This is a genomic window from Bacillota bacterium (assembly GCA_040757205.1).
Lineage (GTDB): Bacteria > Bacillota > Desulfotomaculia > Desulfotomaculales > Desulforudaceae > Desulforudis.
Genome location: JBFLXL010000019.1, coordinates 1 through 18,615 on the forward strand (window position 1 = coordinate 1; position 18,615 = coordinate 18,615).

At 61.2% G+C, this 18,615-nt stretch carries 23 protein-coding genes; 6 read left to right on the top strand and 17 right to left on the bottom strand.

Annotated features, from left to right (window positions below; all coding sequences use genetic code 11):
• Positions 1–340: 340 nt before the first annotated feature.
• From AB1402_09905 to purE, 17 genes are all read right to left on the bottom strand, one after another.
• A complete protein-coding gene (locus tag AB1402_09905) occupies positions 341–1,180 on the bottom strand; it encodes a phosphate ABC transporter substrate-binding protein (GenBank protein ID MEW6541902.1) in 840 nt (279 codons plus the stop codon).
• A 277-nt stretch (positions 1,181–1,457) separates the two neighbouring features.
• Positions 1,458–2,312: a phosphate ABC transporter permease PstA gene (pstA, locus tag AB1402_09910; protein MEW6541903.1), complete on the bottom strand. Its 855-nt coding sequence runs from the start codon at positions 2,310–2,312 to the stop codon at positions 1,458–1,460.
• Positions 2,313–3,167: a phosphate ABC transporter permease subunit PstC gene (gene pstC, locus AB1402_09915; protein MEW6541904.1), complete on the bottom strand. Its 855-nt coding sequence runs from the start codon at positions 3,165–3,167 to the stop codon at positions 2,313–2,315.
• A gap of 184 nt (positions 3,168–3,351) precedes the next feature.
• On the bottom strand, positions 3,352–3,570 hold the full coding sequence (locus AB1402_09920) for a hypothetical protein (GenBank protein MEW6541905.1): 219 nt from the start codon (positions 3,568–3,570) through the stop codon (positions 3,352–3,354).
• 137 nt (positions 3,571–3,707) lie between these two features.
• Complete coding sequence (locus tag AB1402_09925; protein MEW6541906.1) at positions 3,708–4,595, bottom strand: thiamine pyrophosphate-dependent enzyme; 888 nt, start codon at positions 4,593–4,595, stop codon at positions 3,708–3,710.
• An 18-nt stretch (positions 4,596–4,613) separates the two neighbouring features.
• Positions 4,614–5,807 carry a transketolase C-terminal domain-containing protein gene (locus AB1402_09930; protein MEW6541907.1) on the bottom strand — a complete coding sequence of 398 codons (1,194 nt, stop codon included), beginning with the start codon at positions 5,805–5,807 and terminating at the stop codon, positions 4,614–4,616.
• 110 nt (positions 5,808–5,917) lie between these two features.
• Positions 5,918–6,112: a 4Fe-4S binding protein gene (locus tag AB1402_09935; GenBank protein MEW6541908.1), complete on the bottom strand. Its 195-nt coding sequence runs from the start codon at positions 6,110–6,112 to the stop codon at positions 5,918–5,920.
• Between the two features lie 23 nt (positions 6,113–6,135).
• Positions 6,136–6,807: a 2-oxoacid:acceptor oxidoreductase family protein gene (locus AB1402_09940; GenBank protein MEW6541909.1), complete on the bottom strand. Its 672-nt coding sequence runs from the start codon at positions 6,805–6,807 to the stop codon at positions 6,136–6,138.
• Entirely contained in the window at positions 6,791–7,663 is an 873-nt protein-coding gene (locus AB1402_09945; protein MEW6541910.1) for a thiamine pyrophosphate-dependent enzyme, read from the bottom strand. Before AB1402_09945 ends, AB1402_09940 begins: the two co-directional genes overlap by 17 nt.
• A complete protein-coding gene (locus AB1402_09950) occupies positions 7,660–8,802 on the bottom strand; it encodes a transketolase C-terminal domain-containing protein (protein ID MEW6541911.1) in 1,143 nt (380 codons plus the stop codon). The genes AB1402_09945 and AB1402_09950 overlap by 4 nt, the downstream gene beginning before the upstream one ends.
• Before the next feature lie 59 nt (positions 8,803–8,861).
• Positions 8,862–9,482: a carbon monoxide dehydrogenase beta subunit family protein gene (locus AB1402_09955; protein ID MEW6541912.1), complete on the bottom strand. Its 621-nt coding sequence runs from the start codon at positions 9,480–9,482 to the stop codon at positions 8,862–8,864.
• A gap of 70 nt (positions 9,483–9,552) precedes the next feature.
• On the bottom strand, positions 9,553–9,873 hold the full coding sequence (locus tag AB1402_09960; protein MEW6541913.1) for a hypothetical protein: 321 nt from the start codon (positions 9,871–9,873) through the stop codon (positions 9,553–9,555).
• A gap of 27 nt (positions 9,874–9,900) precedes the next feature.
• Positions 9,901–10,896, bottom strand: coding sequence for a sodium-dependent bicarbonate transport family permease (locus tag AB1402_09965; GenBank protein ID MEW6541914.1), 996 nt, complete (start codon positions 10,894–10,896; stop codon positions 9,901–9,903).
• A gap of 397 nt (positions 10,897–11,293) precedes the next feature.
• Positions 11,294–11,557, bottom strand: coding sequence for a zf-TFIIB domain-containing protein (locus AB1402_09970; protein MEW6541915.1), 264 nt, complete (start codon positions 11,555–11,557; stop codon positions 11,294–11,296).
• A 151-nt stretch (positions 11,558–11,708) separates the two neighbouring features.
• Entirely contained in the window at positions 11,709–12,623 is a 915-nt protein-coding gene (locus AB1402_09975; protein MEW6541916.1) for a DUF6671 family protein, read from the bottom strand.
• Positions 12,613–13,812, bottom strand: a complete 1,200-nt coding sequence (locus tag AB1402_09980) for a 5-(carboxyamino)imidazole ribonucleotide synthase (protein MEW6541917.1) — start codon at positions 13,810–13,812, stop codon at positions 12,613–12,615. Before AB1402_09980 ends, AB1402_09975 begins: the two co-directional genes overlap by 11 nt.
• On the bottom strand, positions 13,809–14,306 hold the full coding sequence (purE, locus tag AB1402_09985; protein MEW6541918.1) for a 5-(carboxyamino)imidazole ribonucleotide mutase: 498 nt from the start codon (positions 14,304–14,306) through the stop codon (positions 13,809–13,811). Before purE ends, AB1402_09980 begins: the two co-directional genes overlap by 4 nt.
• Positions 14,307–14,734: 428 nt before the next feature.
• Between purE and AB1402_09990 the strand changes: the two genes are divergently transcribed.
• From AB1402_09990 to AB1402_10015, 6 genes are all read left to right on the top strand, one after another.
• Positions 14,735–15,238 (top strand): hypothetical protein, encoded by a 504-nt coding sequence (locus AB1402_09990; GenBank protein MEW6541919.1) that lies wholly within the window; start codon positions 14,735–14,737, stop codon positions 15,236–15,238.
• A 208-nt stretch (positions 15,239–15,446) separates the two neighbouring features.
• Entirely contained in the window at positions 15,447–15,737 is a 291-nt protein-coding gene (locus AB1402_09995; protein ID MEW6541920.1) for a hypothetical protein, read from the top strand.
• Between the two features lie 246 nt (positions 15,738–15,983).
• Complete coding sequence (locus tag AB1402_10000; GenBank protein MEW6541921.1) at positions 15,984–16,562, top strand: hypothetical protein; 579 nt, start codon at positions 15,984–15,986, stop codon at positions 16,560–16,562.
• A gap of 52 nt (positions 16,563–16,614) precedes the next feature.
• Entirely contained in the window at positions 16,615–16,944 is a 330-nt protein-coding gene (locus AB1402_10005; GenBank protein ID MEW6541922.1) for a hypothetical protein, read from the top strand.
• Positions 16,931–17,851, top strand: a complete 921-nt coding sequence (pstA, locus tag AB1402_10010; protein MEW6541923.1) for a phosphate ABC transporter permease PstA — start codon at positions 16,931–16,933, stop codon at positions 17,849–17,851. Before AB1402_10005 ends, pstA (AB1402_10010) begins: the two co-directional genes overlap by 14 nt.
• A 35-nt stretch (positions 17,852–17,886) precedes the next feature.
• A complete protein-coding gene (locus AB1402_10015; GenBank protein MEW6541924.1) occupies positions 17,887–18,519 on the top strand; it encodes a phosphate ABC transporter ATP-binding protein in 633 nt (210 codons plus the stop codon).
• Positions 18,520–18,615: the final 96 nt, after the last annotated feature.

Below are 18,615 nucleotides of genomic sequence, written 5' to 3' on the forward strand. Positions count from 1 at the left end.
CGGTTATTTCTCTCCACAAATAAAAAAACCAGGTCTATGGCCTGATTTCTGCATTTCGCTCCCTCAACTACTTATCCCTGCCATCTTATCCCGTCAATCACTGACAAATAATCCTGGCAGGGACACCGGGCAACCTCGGGGGGAGGCCGTTTTGAGTCTCACCTGAATTTCCGGCCTCTCACCGCCTAATTGGACCTTGTACGCACCACCGCCTCCTACTCTCCCCCGCACTCCCGGCACACCTTGGGGGCGGCGCTCAACGCAAGGAAAAACGCCCGCTCAAAAGCGGGCGCGTGACAGGGAAGTGCAAACCATTCCATCTCTTTTTTGGGAGGGGTTTCTACAACGGAATATAGTCCTCGGCCACGATTTCCTGGCCTTCGGGACCCAGGCAGAAGTCGATGTATTCCTTGACCAGTCCGGCCGGCGCCTCCTTAGTCACGTACAAGAACGGCCGGGATACCGGGTAACTGCCGTCCCGGATACTGTCCGGCGTGGGCGCGACGCCGTCCACCGCGATCACCTTGACGGAATCATCCAGGTAACCCATGGAGGTGTAGCCGATGGCGTCCGGGTTGCCGGCCACGGCCGCCCTGACACCGCCGCTGGACGGCTGGACGATCGCTTGCGCCGAGATTTTGGCGTCCTTGCCCATGACGATGTCCTCAAAAGCGCCGCGCGTACCGGAACCTTCCTCCCGGGTGATTACGGCGATCGCCTTATCTTTGCCACCGACCTCTTTCCAGTTGGTGATCTCCCCGGCAAAGATTTTGCGCACCTGCTCCAGGGTCAGAATAGTAACCGTTTCGTTTTCGGGGTGCGCGACGATCGCGATGCCGTCGGCGCAAATTTGAATGCGCTGCACCTGGGCCGCTTCTTCGGCTTTCAGCTCGCGGGAGGAAGCCCCGATGTCCGCAGTACCGTCAATAGCCGACTTAATTCCCACACTGGATCCGCCGCCCATTACATTAATGGTAACCTTGGGGTGTTTGGTCATAAATGCCGCGGCCAGCGCCTCGGAAAGCGGCTGCACCGAGGTGGAACCGGCGATGGTGACCGTGCCCTCCAGTTCCGGAGCCGGAGCCGGGGCCGGGGGCGCGGCCTGCTGCCCGCAGCCCGCGAGCACGGACACGGCAAAGAGTGTCAGAACCAAAACAAGCATCCATTTGGACTTAAACATAATACTGTCTTCCTCCTCCAAAATAGAATCCGGGATAATCTTTTCATTCCCGCATGGGCGACGATGAATCGTCGCAAGCGACTCCCTGGAAATTCTTTGGTGGTGCGCCGACTCCATCCCTATCAATTGGGCTTTTAGTGCCGGTCAAGCCCAAAGGCGCTGCTACCCCCTCCTTACCCATACTCTTAAGTGGAGCTGACATTTCGTTCCGCAACCACCATAACACCTTCACGTTAAGACCAGGTTAAGCCTCGGTAAAAATGGCGTTAATTATGGATCACTTGCCGCGCTGTTTGGCGACCATGGTCCGCATCAGGTAGATGGCCAAAAGATTGACCATCAGAACCAATATGATCAGCACGCTGGCGGTGGCGTACGCCTTTTCGAAGGAAATGCCCTCGGATACCAGAATAAACAGGTGTATCGGCAGGCTGCGTGTCGGATCCATAATCGAAGTGGGCGCGTGGAGCGAACTGCCGGCCGTGTACAGGATCGCCGCCGTTTCCCCCGCCGCCTTGCCCAACGCCAGGAGCACCCCGGTGAGGATGCCGGGCGCGGCCACCGGCAACACCACCCGGGCCACCGTCTGCCAGCGGGTGGCCCCCAGCGAGAGGCTGGCCTCCCGGTAGTCACGGGGGACGGCCTTGATGGCTTCTTCGGTGGCCTTGATGGTATAAGGCAGAATCATACAGGCCAGGGTCAGGCCCCCGGAAAGGATCGACCAGCCAAAACCCAAGAAGATCACAAAAAAGATGAAGCCGAACAGGCCGAACACAATGGACGGCACTCCGGCCAGGGTGTTCACCCCGTAATGTATAAGGCGCACGAACCGGCCGGGACGGGCGTACTCAGTGAGAAAGACAGCCGCGAGGATACCCGTCGGCGCGGCCGCGGCCAAGGCCACACCCACCAACGCGCCGGTGCCCACGATGGCCGGAAGAATACCGCCTTCCCGCCCCATATCCTTCGGGTTCGACAACAAAAATTCGAGGTTGACGTGCCCGAGGCCATGATAAAGGATGTAGCCGAAAATGGCTCCGAGACCCCCGAATATCACCAGTACCGAGAGGTACAAAAAGCCACTGACCAGGATCTCTTCGATTCTGAGGCCGACCCGCAAGCCTCCGCGCATCTAAATCCCCGTCCTCTTGGGCAGCAAGTAAAGCAAAGTGTTCAGCAGTATTACGATCAGCAACAACAGCACTCCGCTGGCGAACAACGCCCGGGTATGATCACCGAAAGCGTAGCCCATTTCCAGGGCCACATTGGCGGTCAGGGTGCGCAGGGGATCCAAAATGGAAGTCGGGATGGCGGCCACGTTGCCGGCCACCATCAGGACGGCCATGGTCTCGCCCGCAGCCTTGCCCAGGCTCAAGACAACGGCGGCCGTAATCCCCGAGCGGGCCGCCGGAAGCATGACCTTTTTCACGGTCTGCCAGTGGGTGGCGCCCAGCGCCAGTGAACCTTCCTTATAGGACCTGGGCACCGACCGGATGGCGTCCTCGGAAATACCGATCATGGTCGGCAAAATCATCAACGCCAGCACCACCGAGGCGGCCAGCAGGCTGAAACCCCAACCCCCAAAGCGGTTCATTATAAAAGGCACCAGCACCACGACGCCGAAGAAACCGTACACCACCGAGGGAATACCCGCCAGCAGCAGCACCGCCGGACGGATCAGTTCGGCGAACCAGCGCGGGGCGTATTCGGCCAGATAAACCGCACAGGCCAGGCCGACGGGCACACTCAGGATAAGCGCGCCGAAGGTGGCGTAGAAAGTGCCGACGATCATCGGGAAGACCCCGAATATCCCCTGCAGGGGCGCCCATTCCCTCCCAAGCAGAAAGCCCAGGCCGTGGGCGGAGAGAATGGGAAAGCCCTCAAACAATACAAAGGCCCCGATCAAAAACACGATCAGGACCGCCGCCACCGCACTGCCCAGAAGACACTTCTCAACGATGCGCTCGTACCAACGCCGGCTGATCAAAAATCCCCCCCGGACTCTGTGGACTCTGTCCTGGAGTTAATGGTAGCGAAACAAGGTTAAGCGGGGGTTAAGGCAAGGTTAAATTTTGGTTAAGAAAGCACTAAAGAGGCTGTCTAAGTAAGCCTCCTCAGAATGAACGCCTGTTTGATTCTAAACCTACCTTTTTGATTCTAAACCCGCCACTTCATACTTGGTCGCGGGGCTGTTCAGGAACGGGTACCGCTCGGAAAATGTGGTCCAGATAGGCCCGGGGACCGCGCTCTTCCTCCTGAAGAATGCGCCTTTCCACATCCCGCAGGCGGTGCAGCATCTCGTCCCGGCGGCCCTGCACATGGTGGAGTTGCTCCAAGAGACGCCGCCGCTCCCGGAGCATGTCGGCCAGGACACTCCGGTAATGGCCCATGCATATACCTCCTTACTTGTCGTTCTACAAGATTACTATACTACAATTCACCATTACAATTCACCCCCGCCGTGAAATTCACCAGGCCTGCCGAGAGGCCCGGAAGCCGGGGAAAACAATCCGGCAAAAAACGTTGCTCAAGGCTTTGCCAATTCCGGGGCTTTTTCACTTTCTTCGGACGTCGCTTTCAATCGTGTCAGGTACTCGGCCGCCTCCGCGCTCATAAATTCCTCGAAAGAATAATGATCCTTTTCCGCCTCCTTAGCCACCCTCAGCGTTTGGTCGGGCGGGAACTTCATATTGGTGGGGCAAGGAGTATAAACCTGCACGTACGTCGGCCCGAGTTCACGCGCCAGTAGGACCGCGTTCCTGACCGCCCGCCCGACCTTGTACGGACCGGCCACCGTCACCCGCGCGCCGTACACGCAACCCGAGACCTTGGCCAGCTCGAAAACCGGTATCTTGGGAAAAAGCTTGCCCCGAGGCGCCATGTTGAGCACCCGCCCCTGCCTGCTCATGCCGCTTTCCTGGCCTCCGGTATTGGCGTATACTTCGTTGTCCAGCATTACGGTGGTGATCTTTTCCCGCCGGAACCAGGAATGGAGCGTCAGGTCAAGGCCGATGTCGGCAATGCCCCCGTCGCCGGCCACAACCACCACGTCCTTGTGCACCCGGGGAAAACGGATCTCAAGCATTCTTTTCAGGCCGGCGGCCACGGCGTTCTGGTTGCCGAAGGCGGTGTTGGAGTAGTTCAGGGCCGTCTGGACCAGGCTGAAAAACGAGCAGCCGGGCGTGCCGACGATCAGCGTGTCCGCCGGGGAGGGCAGAGCCGCAGCCAGAAGGCGAACCGCCAGGGCCACGCCGCAACCGGCACAATGCGGGTGTTCATCCACGATTTCTTTGAAAGTACCCAGATCCCGCACCGAACGGCGCTCGTGATAGGGACCGTGGGCCACCAGGTCCTTGTATTCTTGGGGTAGGAGTTCCGCGAATTGGGCGACCGGCGTAATGATCTTGGTGGACATGGGCTCCTCCTCAAGTCCTCAACCCGACAAATCCCGGCGTGGGGATCTGGGCCGTTTCGCTCCGGAACGAACCAAAGCGTTCTTAATTTGGTCGACAATCAGCTCCGTCGGCATGGTCATGCCCCCGAACACCCTGGGGCCGCCCACCACCCTCCGGTTGTTGTCGATTGAAGCTTTGATCTCCCGGGCCAGCCAACCGCCGATGTTGAATTCGGGGACCACGATCAGGGCGGCGTGGGCCGTGACGGCCTCAATCTCCCGGGCCGGAAAAGGCCTGATCGACATAATCTTGATCAGCCCCACCCGTATGCCCTCGGCCTTCAACACCTTGATCGCCTCCCGGCTCTGCGACACCGCCGTGCCCGAAGCGGCCAGGAAAATGGCGGCGGCAGGGTCTTCCACCTCCAGAAGCCCTCCCATATACCGCCGGATGTGCTTGCGGGCCCGCTCGGCCGCGGCCGCGATCTCCTGGTGCCAACTGGCGTTGGCCGCATAGCTGATGAAGTTGCTCTTGTTAAGCAGCGGGTCCCTGACCATCCGGATGGGAGGGGTCTCCATGTCAAACGTCGGGACCGGTGCCCGCCGGGGATCGTAGGCCGAGAGCTTCAGATCGTCAGGCGGCAGCAGCACCGCGCTTCGGGTGTGGGTGACGAAAAAACCATCGACAAACACGCCCGCCGGCAGGTGAACGTCCGGTTGCTCCGCGACCGCGTAGGCCTTCAGAATCATGTCGAAGAAATCCTGGGCGTCCTCGGCGTGAAACATCAGCATGCCGACGTCCAGGAGCATGGCCATCTCGATGTTCTCCGGCTGAATGGAGGGCGGCAGAGATACGCCACGGCACATAAAGGCGCAGACTATGGGCTGCCTCGACCCGGCCCAAACCGGAAACATTTCCATCGCCCGCAGGGTTCCGGGACCGGAGGTGGCGGTGAAAACCCGGCCGCCCCCCAGGGAGGCGCCGTGCACGGCGGCCATAACCGCAAACTCGTTCTCGCCCCGGTAGTAATCCTTCAGGTAGCCCTGGGCGTACAAATCCCCGACCAGGTGCATGCTTTCGCTCTGCGGGGTGATGGGATAAGCGACGGCCATGTCGACATTGGCACGCTTGACCGCTTCGGCCACCGCCTCGCTGCCCGTGATGAAAACTTGCCTCCTGGGTGCTTCCAAGAACAGGTACTCCGGGTCCACTTCGCGTTGCAGTCCGGCCATTATCTTTCCGCAACTCCTCCTCCCGCGCCTTTTCCGGCGCGCCGCGCCGGGAGCCGGAAAACGCCTGGGTCCTGCCGGCTGGACCGGTGTGCCGACTGATCGCTTTCCCCTTAATTACCGCTGACCGTCAGCGCCTCCTCGGGGCACACGGTCGCGCACAAACCACAGCCCTTGCAGCGGTGCTCGTTCACCACCACGTGCTTCTCCTCCTGCTTGTAGGCCAGCACGTTCGGATCCGGGCACGATAAAACGCAGAGCTTGCAGCCGTTACACTTCTCCACTTCCACTTTTACGGTAACGTACACGGCTCGACTCGCCCCCTAACACTCTAATAAATATATTTACTGACGCTGCCTTGAGCCGCCGCCACGACCGCCATGTTTTTCTCGATCAGTTGGGCCAGCCGGTCAAACTTGCTCTTGAGCACGTCGTCCAGGGCCGCGGTCGTACCGGACGCCACGAATTTTCCGCCGCCGAACCTTTCCGCGATCGCCTCCCGGATCGCTTCTTGAGAGACCAGCGCCTCCACCGCCAACAGAGCCCCCAGCATGGCGATGTTTGTCGACAGCGCCGTTCCCCCCGCCTCCACGGCCACCTGGGTGGCCGGCACGTAATGCACTTCGGCCCCCAGATCTTTCAGTTGTGCCAACTCCTCCTCCCGCAAATCCAGCGGCCGGTCGGAGTTGATGATGATCTTCCCGTCCTGCTGCAGGCCGGCGAAAAACGGCATGGTGTAGCATTTGCCCAAGGTGATCACGTGCGGGTGGAAAATCATGATGATGTTCGGAAAGAGCACCTCGCCTCGTTCCCAGATGTCATCCGCCGCAATCCGCACGTAGCTCTCCGCCGGCGCCAGCCTCTTTTCGGCGCCGAAAAAGGGGTTGACCACGCATTTAAGCCCGTCCTTTACGGCCGCCACGCCCAGTATGTGCGCGGCCGTCACCACCCCCTGCCCGCCTAAGCCCGACATGCGGATGAACGTCCTACTGTTCTTCGTCATGTTGCTTCACCACCTCCAGTCCGGCCAGGTAGGCCTCGGCCTCCGGCGAGACATACTCACGCACCTTGAAAATCCCTTCCTTCTGGCGGTCCCTGATCTTCTGCAAGACCTGCGCGGAGGGCCACTTGAAGTTGGTCGGGCAAGGACAGAAAATCTGCACGTAACTGGGGCCGATTTCACGGGCCACCAGGATGGCCCGCCGCACCACTTTCCCCAACCGCCTGGGCAGGGCCGGAGAAATCGTGGCCACGTACGCGCAGCCGGCCTCCCGCGCGATTTCCGGCAGGTTCACCTTGGGAAACTTCTTCCCCAAGGGCGCCATGTGCAACACCGCCCCCTGCGGCGACATCCCGCTCTCCTGACCCCCCGTGTTGGCATAGACCTCGTTATCCAGCATGATGGTGGTGATGAGCTCGCGCCGGAACCACGACTGCATGACCATATCCAGGCCGATGTCCACGGTCGCCCCGTCGCCCGCGATCACCAGCACGTCCTTAACCTTGTCCGGGAACCGGAGCCGGAGCGCCCGTTTGAGGCCCGTGGCCACGGCGTTCTGGTTGCCGAAAAGGGAGTGGATGTTCTGAACGGCCACCTGCGGGAAGAGCAGTGAACTGCAACCGGTCGACCCCACGATGACCGTGTCCTCGGAATTGGGCAATGAGGCCAGGATGAGGCGCAGGGCCAAGGCCTCGGCGCAGCCGGCGCACAGCGGGTGCTCCTCGATCAACTCCTTGAACGTTCCCAGGTCTGAGACTCCCAGATCTTTCCCGTAGGGACCGTTGTTCACCAGTTCCTTGTACTCGGCCGGCATCACGTCCTCAAATCCGGGCGAGATCTTGAACAACCCCTTGCTCAAGCGTAACACCTCCTGATCTGGGCCAGTATGAGCTCCGGCGGCATGGTCATTCCGCCGAACACCCGGGGGGCGTCGATCACCTTGGTGGTGTCCTCCACCACCGATTTGATTTCCCTGGCCAGCCAACCCACCCGGTTGAACTCGGGCACGATCAACGCCCGCGCCTGCCGCCCCAGCATCCGGAGTTCCTCCCGCGGGAAAGGACGCAGGCTCTTGAGCTTCACCAGCCCGACCTCCAGACCTTCCCGGCGAGCGGCGGCGACGGCCTCCCTGCCCTGGGACACCGCGGTCCCGGCGGCCACCACCAGCACCGCCGCCTCCGGATGTTCCGCCTCCAAAAGCCCCCCCAGATAACGGCGCACATGTTTTCGCGCCCGCTCCTGCGCCGCCAGAATCTCCTGCTGCCAGGAGGCGTGCGCGGCGTAACTGATGAAGTTACTCTTCATAACGAATGGATCTCGCATCTGCCGCACCGGGACGTTTTCCATGTCCATCACCGGGACGGGCGCGGAATAGGGATTGTAAGGCGGCAGCTTCAGGTCGGCCGGCGCAGTCGCCACCTCTTCGCGCGTATGGGTGACGAAGAACCCGTCGGTGAAGACCCCCACCGGAATGTGCACGTCGGTCTGCTCCGCGATCACGAACGCCTTCAGGATCATGTCGTACAGATCCTGCGCACTCTCGGCGTGAAACATCAATATGCCCGTGTCCAACAGAAAGGCCATCTCGATGGTATCCGGCTGGATAGTAAGGGGGGAATTGATCCCGCGGGTCATGAAGGCACAGACCACCGGCAGCCGCGCCCCCGCCCAGGTCGGGAACACCTCGAAGGCCCTCAGGGTTCCGGGACCCGCCGTGGCCGTGAAAACCCGCACCCCTCCCATGGCGGCGCCGGCAACCGCCGACATCACCGCGAACTCGCTTTCACCCCGGAAATACTCTTTCAAATACCCTTGTGCGTAGATATCACCCACCAGGTGCATCGACTCGGACTGCGGCGTGATCGGATATGAGATCGCCATGTCGACATTCGCCCGCTTGATCGCCTCCCTGACCGCCTCACTGCCCGTGATGAACTGCCGCTCCCGTTCCGCTTCGAAAAAAAGGTATTCCGGAGCCACCACTTGCTGCGTTGTCACGCTTTTGCCCTGCGTTGTCACGCCTTTACCACCTCCTACGCATATCTGATCCGAACCCCCTAAACCGCAGTGCCCGCCCTTGGCATCACCCCGGTCCGCAGGGGCCCCGCCGCCGCAAGCGCCCTCGCTATATCCGTCAGCCGCTCTAATTTCCTTATATCGACATCCCGCAACGTGATCATGGCATCCTCGTGCCCCATCTCGCCGCACAGGGCGATGGTATAACAGTCGGTGCCCCCCCGAATGATCTTTAGCGCCACGTTGGCGTAGTGACAGTGCACTCCCACGAACACCCCCACGTCGATCCGGTTGTGCCAGATCGTCAGGTTGGGGTGGTTCGGGTTGATCTCCACCGCCGGGTTGATCATCGGATACTTGGGCCGATAATCCGGCATGGGGATGGCGCGCGCCCCCACAGCCTTCATCAGTTTCAGTACCGCTTCCGCCTTCTCCGCCACCCCGTCCTTCCAGGCCCACAAGACCGCCGGCCCTGGGAAAAACACCGGGTTTCGCGCCGCCAGCAGCTTCTCGGCGATTGCCTGGAAAGCTTCCTCCTCCGGCACCACCCGGCCCTCCACCAGAGCCGCACCGCGCTCCGGCAGCTCCACCCCCATGGACGCCGCCGCAGGCGGCAGGTAACCCTCGGGCCCGGGCCGCACCTGGTACTCACTCACTGCCATGACCATCCCTCCTGGCATTTATTGACCCAACCACTCACCGAAACGGCGGATCCGCTCCCGTTCTTTCCACTCAAGAGAAATACCGGTCTCTCATCACCTGCACGTCCGTCACGTGCACCACCAGCATGATTCCCTGGTCCATCATCTGCCGCAACCCAAGCAAAATACGGTCCGTCACGGCCACGCCGGCAATGACGGCGACCTCCACGTTGCACGAGACATCGGCGACCCCGCCGCGGCTCCTTTTCATTCCCCGCTGTCCCTTGCCGCAGATGTCCCCGTAGACCGTAAACCCACTGGCTCCCGAATTCTCGATCAGTTCGATCACCGCATCCTTGTAAGTGCCCTCAACTATGATGCTGACCCGCTTTTTGGCAAACAGATGTATCATAATCACCCCCCTAGTGCTGCAAAAAAATCATCTGAATATCCCGATCAGGTAATCCGCCAGGTAGTAGTACAGCGGGATCCCCACCAGAAGGTTGAAAGGCAGAGTCACCCCCACTGACACGCCCAGGTACAGGGCCGGATTGGCCTTGGGCAGGGCCAGCCGCATGGCCGCCGGAGCCACGATGTAGGAGCAACTGGCGGCCAGCACCGCCAACAGCGTCGTCCCCCCCACGCCCAGACCGGTCATGATCCCGACCGCCAAGCCCCACAAAGCATTTACGGGCGGCATCACAATACCGAAGAGCACCAGGAACCAGCCGGTCTTTCGCAGGTCGGCCAGTTTATCACCCGCGATGGTCCCCATTTCCAACATGAAGAGGCACAAAATCCCCAGGAAAATACCCTGGAAGAAGACCTCCACGCCGGCCATCCCCCGCGGCCCGGCGATATAACCGACCAGCAGCCCGCCCAACAACAGAACGACGCTCTTGCTCAGGACCACCTTCCTGACCGTCCGGCCCAGAGTGCTCCTCGCCTGGGCCGAACCGTTCCGATTCTTTTCTTTGATCCACGCCACCAGAATCAGGGCGGCCACGATGCCCGGCAATTCCATAATGGCCGGCAAACCGTACATGAAACCCTCGAAATCCACAGCCAGGAGACCCAGGAACGCCGTACCCGCCAAGAAGGTGACCACGCTGATCGACCCGTAATGGCCGGCGATGGCGGCCGCATCGTCGGTTTTCAATTTACCGATCCGCCAGAGAATATAAAAAGAATAAACCGGGATGACGGCACCCAACAAGACGGCACCCAGAATCACCCAAACCATGTCCACCGTCAGGCCGGCCTCGGCGATCGCCACTCCGCCCTTGAATCCAATCGCGATCAAAAGGTAAATAGTGATAAACTCGCTGATCGAACCTGGAAACTCAACCTTTGCCTTGGCCAGGACGACCAGCACGCCCAAGCCGAAAAACAGGATTACCGGGGACGTCAGATTGGCCAGGGCCACCTCGAACATGTTCGCCACGCATTCCACCCTCTCTGCACCAATGTGCCCATCCCAGTGCTTATCCGGTCTGAATCCAAAAAGTCCGATCCGCCGCGTTCGGTGAACTCAGCGGAGCACCAAAACGAACCTCGAGCCGGTGGAAAGCAAACGGCCCCAATTTGAGGTCAATCAGGGCCGTCAACCACCCACCCTCAACCCATAACAGCCTCGAATGCGCAAGAGACTAACCGCGCACACGCCGCCGGCTCCGCCGATACCCACGCCTTCCGCCCGCCGGCTGCGCCGACACCGGCTTGCTTGAAGATTATAGCCCTTATCCTAGCACTTTGTTCGATCAATAGTCAACCAAAATCGAGGCGGTTGTCGCGAATAATACAGAATACATATCCGCGGCTTGAGCTTGAGGTTAATCAAATTCGAACATGTCCCCGAGAAACGACTTCCGCTTGTGCTTTTTCTCGTAACCACTTTGTTTCTCCGGCTGTGGCGGGCGTTCCCCCGACGGTCGCGGGCGATTGTCCCCCGGCGAATCCTGAGATTCTGCACGCGCAATGATCTTGTCGAGCTCACCCCTGTCCAGCCAGACACCGCGACACTGCGGGCAATAGTCAATCTCCACGCCGCTCCGCTCGGTCATGTTCAAGCCGACATTACATACGGGACATTTCATTACTTTTAACCTCCTTAAAATTCAAGAAAATCGGGTTTACCTGGGACTTCACAATACGTGCGGTCCAGTTCCTGACTCCTAACTCCCGAATTCTGGATTCTGACTCCTAAAATTCTGATCCCGCATCACCTCCCGAAAGCCGTTCGGTTTTCTACGGATTGCAGTACGGGCAAGCGTGCGCCGATGCCGCCCTCCGACCATCGTAACGCGGCCGGTTGGCACGGTGCGTGCAAAGGGGACAGGCCGCCACCAATTCACTGACCAGCCCGGTGGGGTGCCCGCATTCCGCGCAGGGCAGACCCTTGACCACATCGACCACCCCCCAGCCCGGAGTTTCACAGGCGGGGCAACGCCTGAGCAGCCGGCGCCCGAGGCGGAAGGCGAGCCGGCGGATGACCGCGAGCCGCAACGGATTCATATGGGCACGCATGTCCGTCTCCACCCGGGCCAGACCGTCGCGCGAGGCGGACGCACACTCCCGCAATGCAGCCTGCAGGGCTTCGACCGTCCGGAGGCCTTTGTGCGGCGGCCGGGTTTTGAACCCGGCATTCGGCCGCACCGCCACGGCGTGAGACGGGAAACCGGCCCGGTCGAGGAAATCGCCCAAGTCGGCGAAAGAGGCGGCGGTGATGTGCTCATAGTTCGTGCGGTGGGTCGTCATTTGCTCCACCACCTGGATCTGGAGCCGGTCGTCCACGAAAACCAGCAGTTCGTGGTGCAGGGGTACGAACGGGACGCGGGGGTCGGGACCAAAGCTCCCCTCGCTGGCCAGGCCCAGGGACAGGCCGGCGGCATCCATCCCCAGGCGGGCCTTTCGCACGGCAATCTCCAGCGGAGTACCCACCCGCTCGACCTCGCCGGTAAAAGTGCCCAGGGCATCGGTATCCAGCCCCGCCGGCACCTGGACCGCAAGCCCCAGCAACGCCTTTAAGGGAGGGGCGACGACCGCCTCCTTGCCGTGCTTGGTGCTCAGCACGGCGGCGCACCCGTGGTAGCGGCCGGGTGTCCGGGGTGCGCGGCCGGCCCTGCGGAAACGAAACCGCGCGCCGCCTCTCTTAATCAGCATCGCGCCCATCTTCCGCCCGCCCCGCCGCCGGCCGCCCGGCCGGGGCCGAGGCGCCGCTCGCGCCGAGCCGCGCCGCGATCTCCTCCGCCTCCCGCAAGGCGCGGTCCGTGTCGGCATCGACGACCAGGACGTGCCCCATCTTTCGGCCCACCCCTGCTTCCTCTTTGCCGTAAAGGTACAGGCGGGCGTTCGGGCGCGACAACACCGTTTCCCAACGCGGGGGGCCCTCCAGCCAAAGGTCTCCGAGCAGATTCACCATGACCGCGGGGGAGAGCAGCGCGGGATCGCCCAGCGGCAAACCGCAGACCGCCCGCAGATGCTGCTCGAACTGAGAGGTGACGCAGGCGCCGAAAGTGTAGTGCCCGCTGTTGTGCGTCCGGGGAGCGATCTCATTGACCAGCACGCTCTCGTCACCCAAAACGAACATTTCGACCGCCATCACCCCGACGTGCCCGAGCTGTTCGGCGATGCCGCAGGCCATCCGTTCGGCCTCCCGGCGGGTCCGCTCCGAAACCCCGGCCGGCACCCTGGTGGTGTGAAGGATATGGCGCACGTGCACGTTTTCGGCCACCGGGTAGGCCCGCATCTCGCCCGGCACGGAGCGGGCCAGAACCACCGCGATCTCCTTCCTGAAAGGAACGAGCGTTTCCAGCACGGCCGGCCGGCCGCCGATGGCCCGCCAAGCGCTCTCCAGCGCGCCGGGCTCGGTCACAAGCACCTGGCCTTTTCCATCATAGCCGCCCCGCCGGCTCTTGAGCACGGCGGGGAAGTCGACCGCGCGGACAGCTTCGCCAAGGCGCCGGGGATCGTCAACCGCCGCGAAGGGTGCCTGGGGAAAACCGGCCGCTTTGAGAAACTCCTTCTGCAGCAGGCGGTCCTGGACGGTACGCAACACGGCGGCGCTTGGGCGGACCGGCACGGTTCCCTCGAGCCGGGCCAGGAGCGCGGCCGGCACGAACTCATTTTCGAGGGTCACCACGTCCACTTGGGCGGCCAGCCTCAGGGCGGCCTCGACATCATCCAGGGGCGCCTGCAGGAATAAGTCCGCGCCCTTCGCCGCCGGACAACCGGCCACGGGGTCCAGCACGCCCACCCCGTATCCCATCCGCCTCGCTTCCAGGGCCAGCATCCAGCCTAATTGGCCGCCTCCCAGCACCCCGATGCGGCCGCCCGGAAACACCGTTTTCACAACTGCTCCTCCAGGACGCGGGCCGTCTCCCGCCGCCTCCGGGATTGCAGCCTTTCCCGCAGAGCAGGGTCGGTCAGCGCCAGTATGGACACGGCCAGCAAAGCCGCGTTCACCGCGCCGGCCTCGCCGATGGCCAGCGTCCCGACCGGAACGCCTTTCGGCATCTGGACGATGGACAAAAGCGAATCGAGGCCTTGCAGGGCTCGGGATTGGACCGGTACGCCCAGGACCGGGAGGGTGGTGCGGGAGGCCGTCATCCCCGGCAGGTGAGCGGCTCCACCGGCCCCGGCGATGATTACGCGCAGTCCCCGGGCTTCGGCGGTACTCGCATATTCAAAAAGGAACTCGGGAGTGCGGTGCGCGGACACCACGCGACACTCGTGAGGCACCTCCAGTTCGGACAATGCCTCGGAGGCATGCCGCATCGTTTCCCAATCGCTGCGGCTGCCCATAATCACGCCGACTACCGGCGCCGGATCGCTTGCGGGCTTCATAAACGGGCCTTTACCTCCCTGAAGACGGGTAACAGCCTCCTGTAGACTCCAACCCTAACCGCCCTCGGCCAGGCAGCCTGTATGAGCAATTAGGCTTCTAAAAAGCACTTCCCACTTAGGTCCTTCCAGATAGTTTGTTTGTGCCGTAGAAAAAAGGAATACTCCCACAGGCTCCTATTTTCCCCGGTGTTTTCCTTATCCATACCCCAATATCGTACACAAAACGGTGCTATTGTCAATAGCAAACCCGGCACGCCGGCACGGCACACGGGAAACCCTTGGGTGTTATAGCGGGTTTCGCTTTGCCAAATCAAAGGGAAAATCAGAAGGCATCAGGCCCTGGTCACGGGAATGATTCCGCTGCAGTATGGAGAGAGTATATTTCTGAGAGATAAAATATTATTGGGCCTTAGAAAGCAGGTGTCGATGTGAACCATAGTTTTACAGACAACGCCGGTATCGGCATCGGTATCGGGTGCATTGCTTGCGCCAGAGCACACTTTTCCACAATAGCCGGGTCGCTTAAGGAAGCAATCCGGTTCGCCCGCGAGGACGGCATCACCCACCCGGAGGTTCAAAGCAGGCTCCAGGCCGCGGAAGAAGAAGTGACCAGCGTAGAAAGGCACGACTGGACCCCGGAGAAGACTCTCAACTCCCCGCCCGGGGAAAAGCAGGTGATACATGGGTTTTTCCCCGACCTTCGCCAGCTGCGGCAGCAAATCATGCAGATTGCCACAGTCGGCGACCTCGAACGGGCGGCAGCCGATGCGGCGCTTTTGTCCACCAGCTTTAGACTGGCGGTGCTCGAGCTGCGCGGAGTGGACACCGGCGGCTTTAAGCACGCCGTCTCCAAACCCGGTGCCGGCGGCACGATTGGGCAAGAAGCCGGCTGTGGTTCCCTCAAGAATCCGGAAGCTCAAGGAAGCTCCTGAAAGTCCTGACACCGGGTGGGGGTCCCACCCGCAAACCGGCACCGTGCGGTCTCACCGTGCGGGTCTCCACAACCAACAATTAACACTCATTGCTATGTCGAACTGGTTCTGATGGTCTGCGGGCGGCGCTGAAGATTAAATCCCCCCTTGAGATTTTTTGTTTTTTTAATGCGTTCTTAACTGCCTCTTAACCGGCAGATGGTAGGTTATGGCCAAGCAGCGCGCGTCCAGCGGTCTGGTGCGCCAAGCGGTCGCCGCAGACAAAAACGCGATCGGCTACCTTTCGTTGGGTTACGTTGACCACACGGTGAAAGCCCTTAAGATCTCCGGGGTCACCCCGGACGTCGAGAACGCCAAGAGCGGCGCTTACCGCGCCGTACGGCCTTTCCTCATGGTTACCAAGGGTGCGCCCGCCGGCCTGACGAAGGAATTCCTGGAATGCGTTCTCTCCGCAGAAGGCCAGAAGATCGTGGCCAAGGAGTACTTGCCCGTGAAATAAGCGCCTTCTTACTTAGAGGATATTTTCACCCTCGCACGAGCCGACGATGAATAGCCGCAAGTGAGATCCCTCCTCAAAATGGACACTCCCGCCCGCTTGCCGCAAAGCGGGCGGGGGCACTTGCCGGTCTCTTGAAAGATAAGGGTTAAGGAAGGGATGCAAGCCTTGGGAAATGTTTGCAGCGATGCCGCTCAACCCGTGAAAACGGCCGCGAAGCGCGCCGCCGCCGGTAAGAGGCGCGTGCCGTTGAAGGAAAAGCTCGTTGAAGGGCTGCTTCTGGTATTTGCCCTGCTGAGCGGCATACTTGTTTTCTTCGTGATGCTCTTTGTGGTCAGCCGCGGAATACCCGTATTGGAGGCCAACGGGTGGGCTTTTGTCACCACCGGCGGGTGGGACGAGCAGTTTGTCGGAGCCTGGGTCGGCGGGGCGGGCGATCCGGTCTGGCAGTTCGGGGCCCTCCCCCTGATCACGGGTACCTTGTACACCACTTTCGGCGCCCTGCTCATCGCCGTGCCCTTCGGACTGGGTTGCGCCATATTCCTGGTCGAAATGTGTCCAGTCCGGCTGAAAAAGCCGCTCGAATCCACCGTGCGTCTCCTGGCCGCGATTCCGTCCGTGGTGTATGGGTTGGTCGGCCTGATCGTAGTCGTTCCTTTTATCGCCGATACCTTTATCGACAATGAACTCGCCCTCCGCATGATTAACGTCTGCGCTATGGACGGGACCAGCCTGCTCGCCGGAATGATCGTGCTCAGCATGATGATCGCCCCGATCTTCATCGCCCTGTCCAGTGATGCCTTGCGAGCCGTACCCCGCCGCTATTAAGGAGGCCTCCCATGCGCTCGGTGTTTCACAATGGCGCACCATCGTAAAGGTAATGCTGCCTGTCGCCCGCAAGGGAATTCTGGCCGGCGCGATTCTGGCCACCGGCAGGGCCGTTGGCGAAGCGATCGCCCTCTCCATGGTGACCGGCAGCGTCGCCCATATTCCCAGCTTCTCCCATGGCCCGGTGTTCTTCCTGGAGCCGATGCGCACCCTGGCCTCCACGATCGTGGACAATGCGGAGGGAACGGGGGTGCCGGCCATTGAGTCCGCCCTTTTCGCCTGCGCTTCTTTTCTTCTGTTTTCCTCGGTGCTGCTGAGCCTCTTCGCCAGGGTGGTCACCGGCTGGAGCCGAAAGGGAGGTGTATCCCGTGGCCAGGCATAATCCGGCCGGACACCTTTGGAGCTGGTTCTCCGGGGTCTTTGCCCTGTCGATCTGCCTTGGGATTGTTTTGTTTCTGGTGGTCAAAGGGGTGCACGTACTCGATGTGCCGTTTCTGACCACCGACCCCCAACCGAGCCTGGTCGAGGCTCTCACCGGAGGGATCCTGGCGCCCATTCTGGGGACCATCTTTCTAACCGCCCTCGGGACCCTGTTCGCTCTCCCCTGGGCGCTGGCCACGGCGATTTACCTGGCGGAATACGCTAAAGAGGGGCGCCTGGCCGGTACCCTGCAGACGGGCATCGACGTGCTGTCCGGAGTTCCGACCATCGTCTTCGCGGTATTCGGCCTGGCGGTCTTTACCCACCCCAAGCTTTCCGTCTTCAGTACGATGGTGGAAGGCGTGACGGATGCCAAGGCCTTTGGCCGCAGCTTTTTGGTCGCCTCCCTGACCATGGCGATGATGATCCTCCCCTTTGTGACCAAGTCGATCGAGGAAGCGCTCCGGTCTGTGCCCCGTTCCTACCGTGAGGCCGCTTTTGCGCTGGGCCTCAGCAAGTGGCGGACCGTCCGCAAGGTAATTCTGCCGGCCGCCGCCGCCGGCATCGTCACGGGGGTGGTCCTGGGCGTCGGACGCATTGCCGGGGATACCGCCATCGTCTGGCTCTGCCTGGGAGGCAGTATGACCCTCACCGGTCCCCAACCGTGGTGGGAACCGCAGCACTGGACGGCCACCCTGCAAAATACCGGTAGCACGCTCACTTCATACATTTATTATTCTTCGCCGGCCGGGGAGGGCAACGCGGCCGACAAGGCCTTTGGAGCCGCGTTAGTCCTGGTTGTCATTATCCTGGCCTTAAACGCCGTTGTGGACTATCTGGGGCGGTTCAGCCGATTTAAGGAGGATTAAAAGAGGTGAACCCAGGGCAAACCGGATGCGTCGAAGTGAGAGAAGTGTCTACGTGGTACGGGTCACACCGGGTTTTGGACGGCCTGAACCTGAAGCTGACACCCCGGTCCATCACCGGCTTGATCGGTCCTTCGGGCTGCGGCAAGAGCACCTTCCTGCGCTGTTTGAACCGCCTGAACGACCTGATCCCCTCCTTCCGCCTGGAAGGAAGCATTATTCTGGACGGCGAGGACATCTACCGGCCGGACACGGATGTGGTTCGCGTGCGCCGGAGAATCGGGATGGTCTTTCAGCAGCCGAACCCCTTCCCCATGTCGATATTCGACAACGTGGCCTTTGCGGTTCGTGAACACAACCCGAAAATCACAAAAGGGGATACTCAAGACATCGTGGTAGAAAGCTTGAAGCGCGCCATCCTGTGGGAAGAGGTTCAAGATAAGCTCCACCGGTCCGGCTTAAGCCTTTCCGGCGGGCAGCAACAGCGCCTGTGCATCGCCCGGGTGTTGGCGGTGATGCCGGAGGTGATTCTGCTCGACGAGCCATGTTCGGCTCTGGACCCGAGAGCCACCGCCAAGATCGAAGAACTGCTTTTGCAGCTCAAGGACCTGTACAGTATCGTCGTGGTCACCCATAACCTGGGTGTTGCTGCCGGAGCTATTTGTCACTGATTGACGCGTGCCAATGGCACTCGTCATTGCCGGGAGTGGATGGCACCGGGAGCCGTGACAGTTGACGTTCCCGGCCCCCGGACCTCTTGGATCGAG

Bases quoted from the DNA above. Each gene is read 5' to 3' on its own strand.
- AB1402_09905 (MEW6541902.1), bottom strand. From the start codon at position 1,180: ATGTTTAAGTCCAAATGGATGCTTGTTTTGGTTCTGACACTCTTTGCC.
- pstA (MEW6541903.1), bottom strand. From the start codon at position 2,312: ATGCGCGGAGGCTTGCGGGTCGGCCTCAGAATCGAAGAGATCCTGGTC.
- AB1402_09920 (MEW6541905.1), bottom strand. From the start codon at position 3,570: ATGGGCCATTACCGGAGTGTCCTGGCCGACATGCTCCGGGAGCGGCGG.
- AB1402_09925 (MEW6541906.1), bottom strand. From the start codon at position 4,595: ATGTCCACCAAGATCATTACGCCGGTCGCCCAATTCGCGGAACTCCTA.
- AB1402_09930 (MEW6541907.1), bottom strand. From the start codon at position 5,807: ATGGCCGGACTGCAACGCGAAGTGGACCCGGAGTACCTGTTCTTGGAA.
- AB1402_09940 (MEW6541909.1), bottom strand. From the start codon at position 6,807: ATGACGAAGAACAGTAGGACGTTCATCCGCATGTCGGGCTTAGGCGGG.
- AB1402_09955 (MEW6541912.1), bottom strand. From the start codon at position 9,482: ATGGCAGTGAGTGAGTACCAGGTGCGGCCCGGGCCCGAGGGTTACCTG.
- AB1402_09960 (MEW6541913.1), bottom strand. From the start codon at position 9,873: ATGATACATCTGTTTGCCAAAAAGCGGGTCAGCATCATAGTTGAGGGC.
- AB1402_09965 (MEW6541914.1), bottom strand. From the start codon at position 10,896: ATGTTCGAGGTGGCCCTGGCCAATCTGACGTCCCCGGTAATCCTGTTT.
- AB1402_09970 (MEW6541915.1), bottom strand. From the start codon at position 11,557: ATGAAATGTCCCGTATGTAATGTCGGCTTGAACATGACCGAGCGGAGC.
- AB1402_09975 (MEW6541916.1), bottom strand. From the start codon at position 12,623: ATGCTGATTAAGAGAGGCGGCGCGCGGTTTCGTTTCCGCAGGGCCGGC.
- purE (MEW6541918.1), bottom strand. From the start codon at position 14,306: ATGAAGCCCGCAAGCGATCCGGCGCCGGTAGTCGGCGTGATTATGGGC.
- AB1402_09995 (MEW6541920.1), top strand. From the start codon at position 15,447: ATGGCCAAGCAGCGCGCGTCCAGCGGTCTGGTGCGCCAAGCGGTCGCC.
- AB1402_10005 (MEW6541922.1), top strand. From the start codon at position 16,615: ATGCTGCCTGTCGCCCGCAAGGGAATTCTGGCCGGCGCGATTCTGGCC.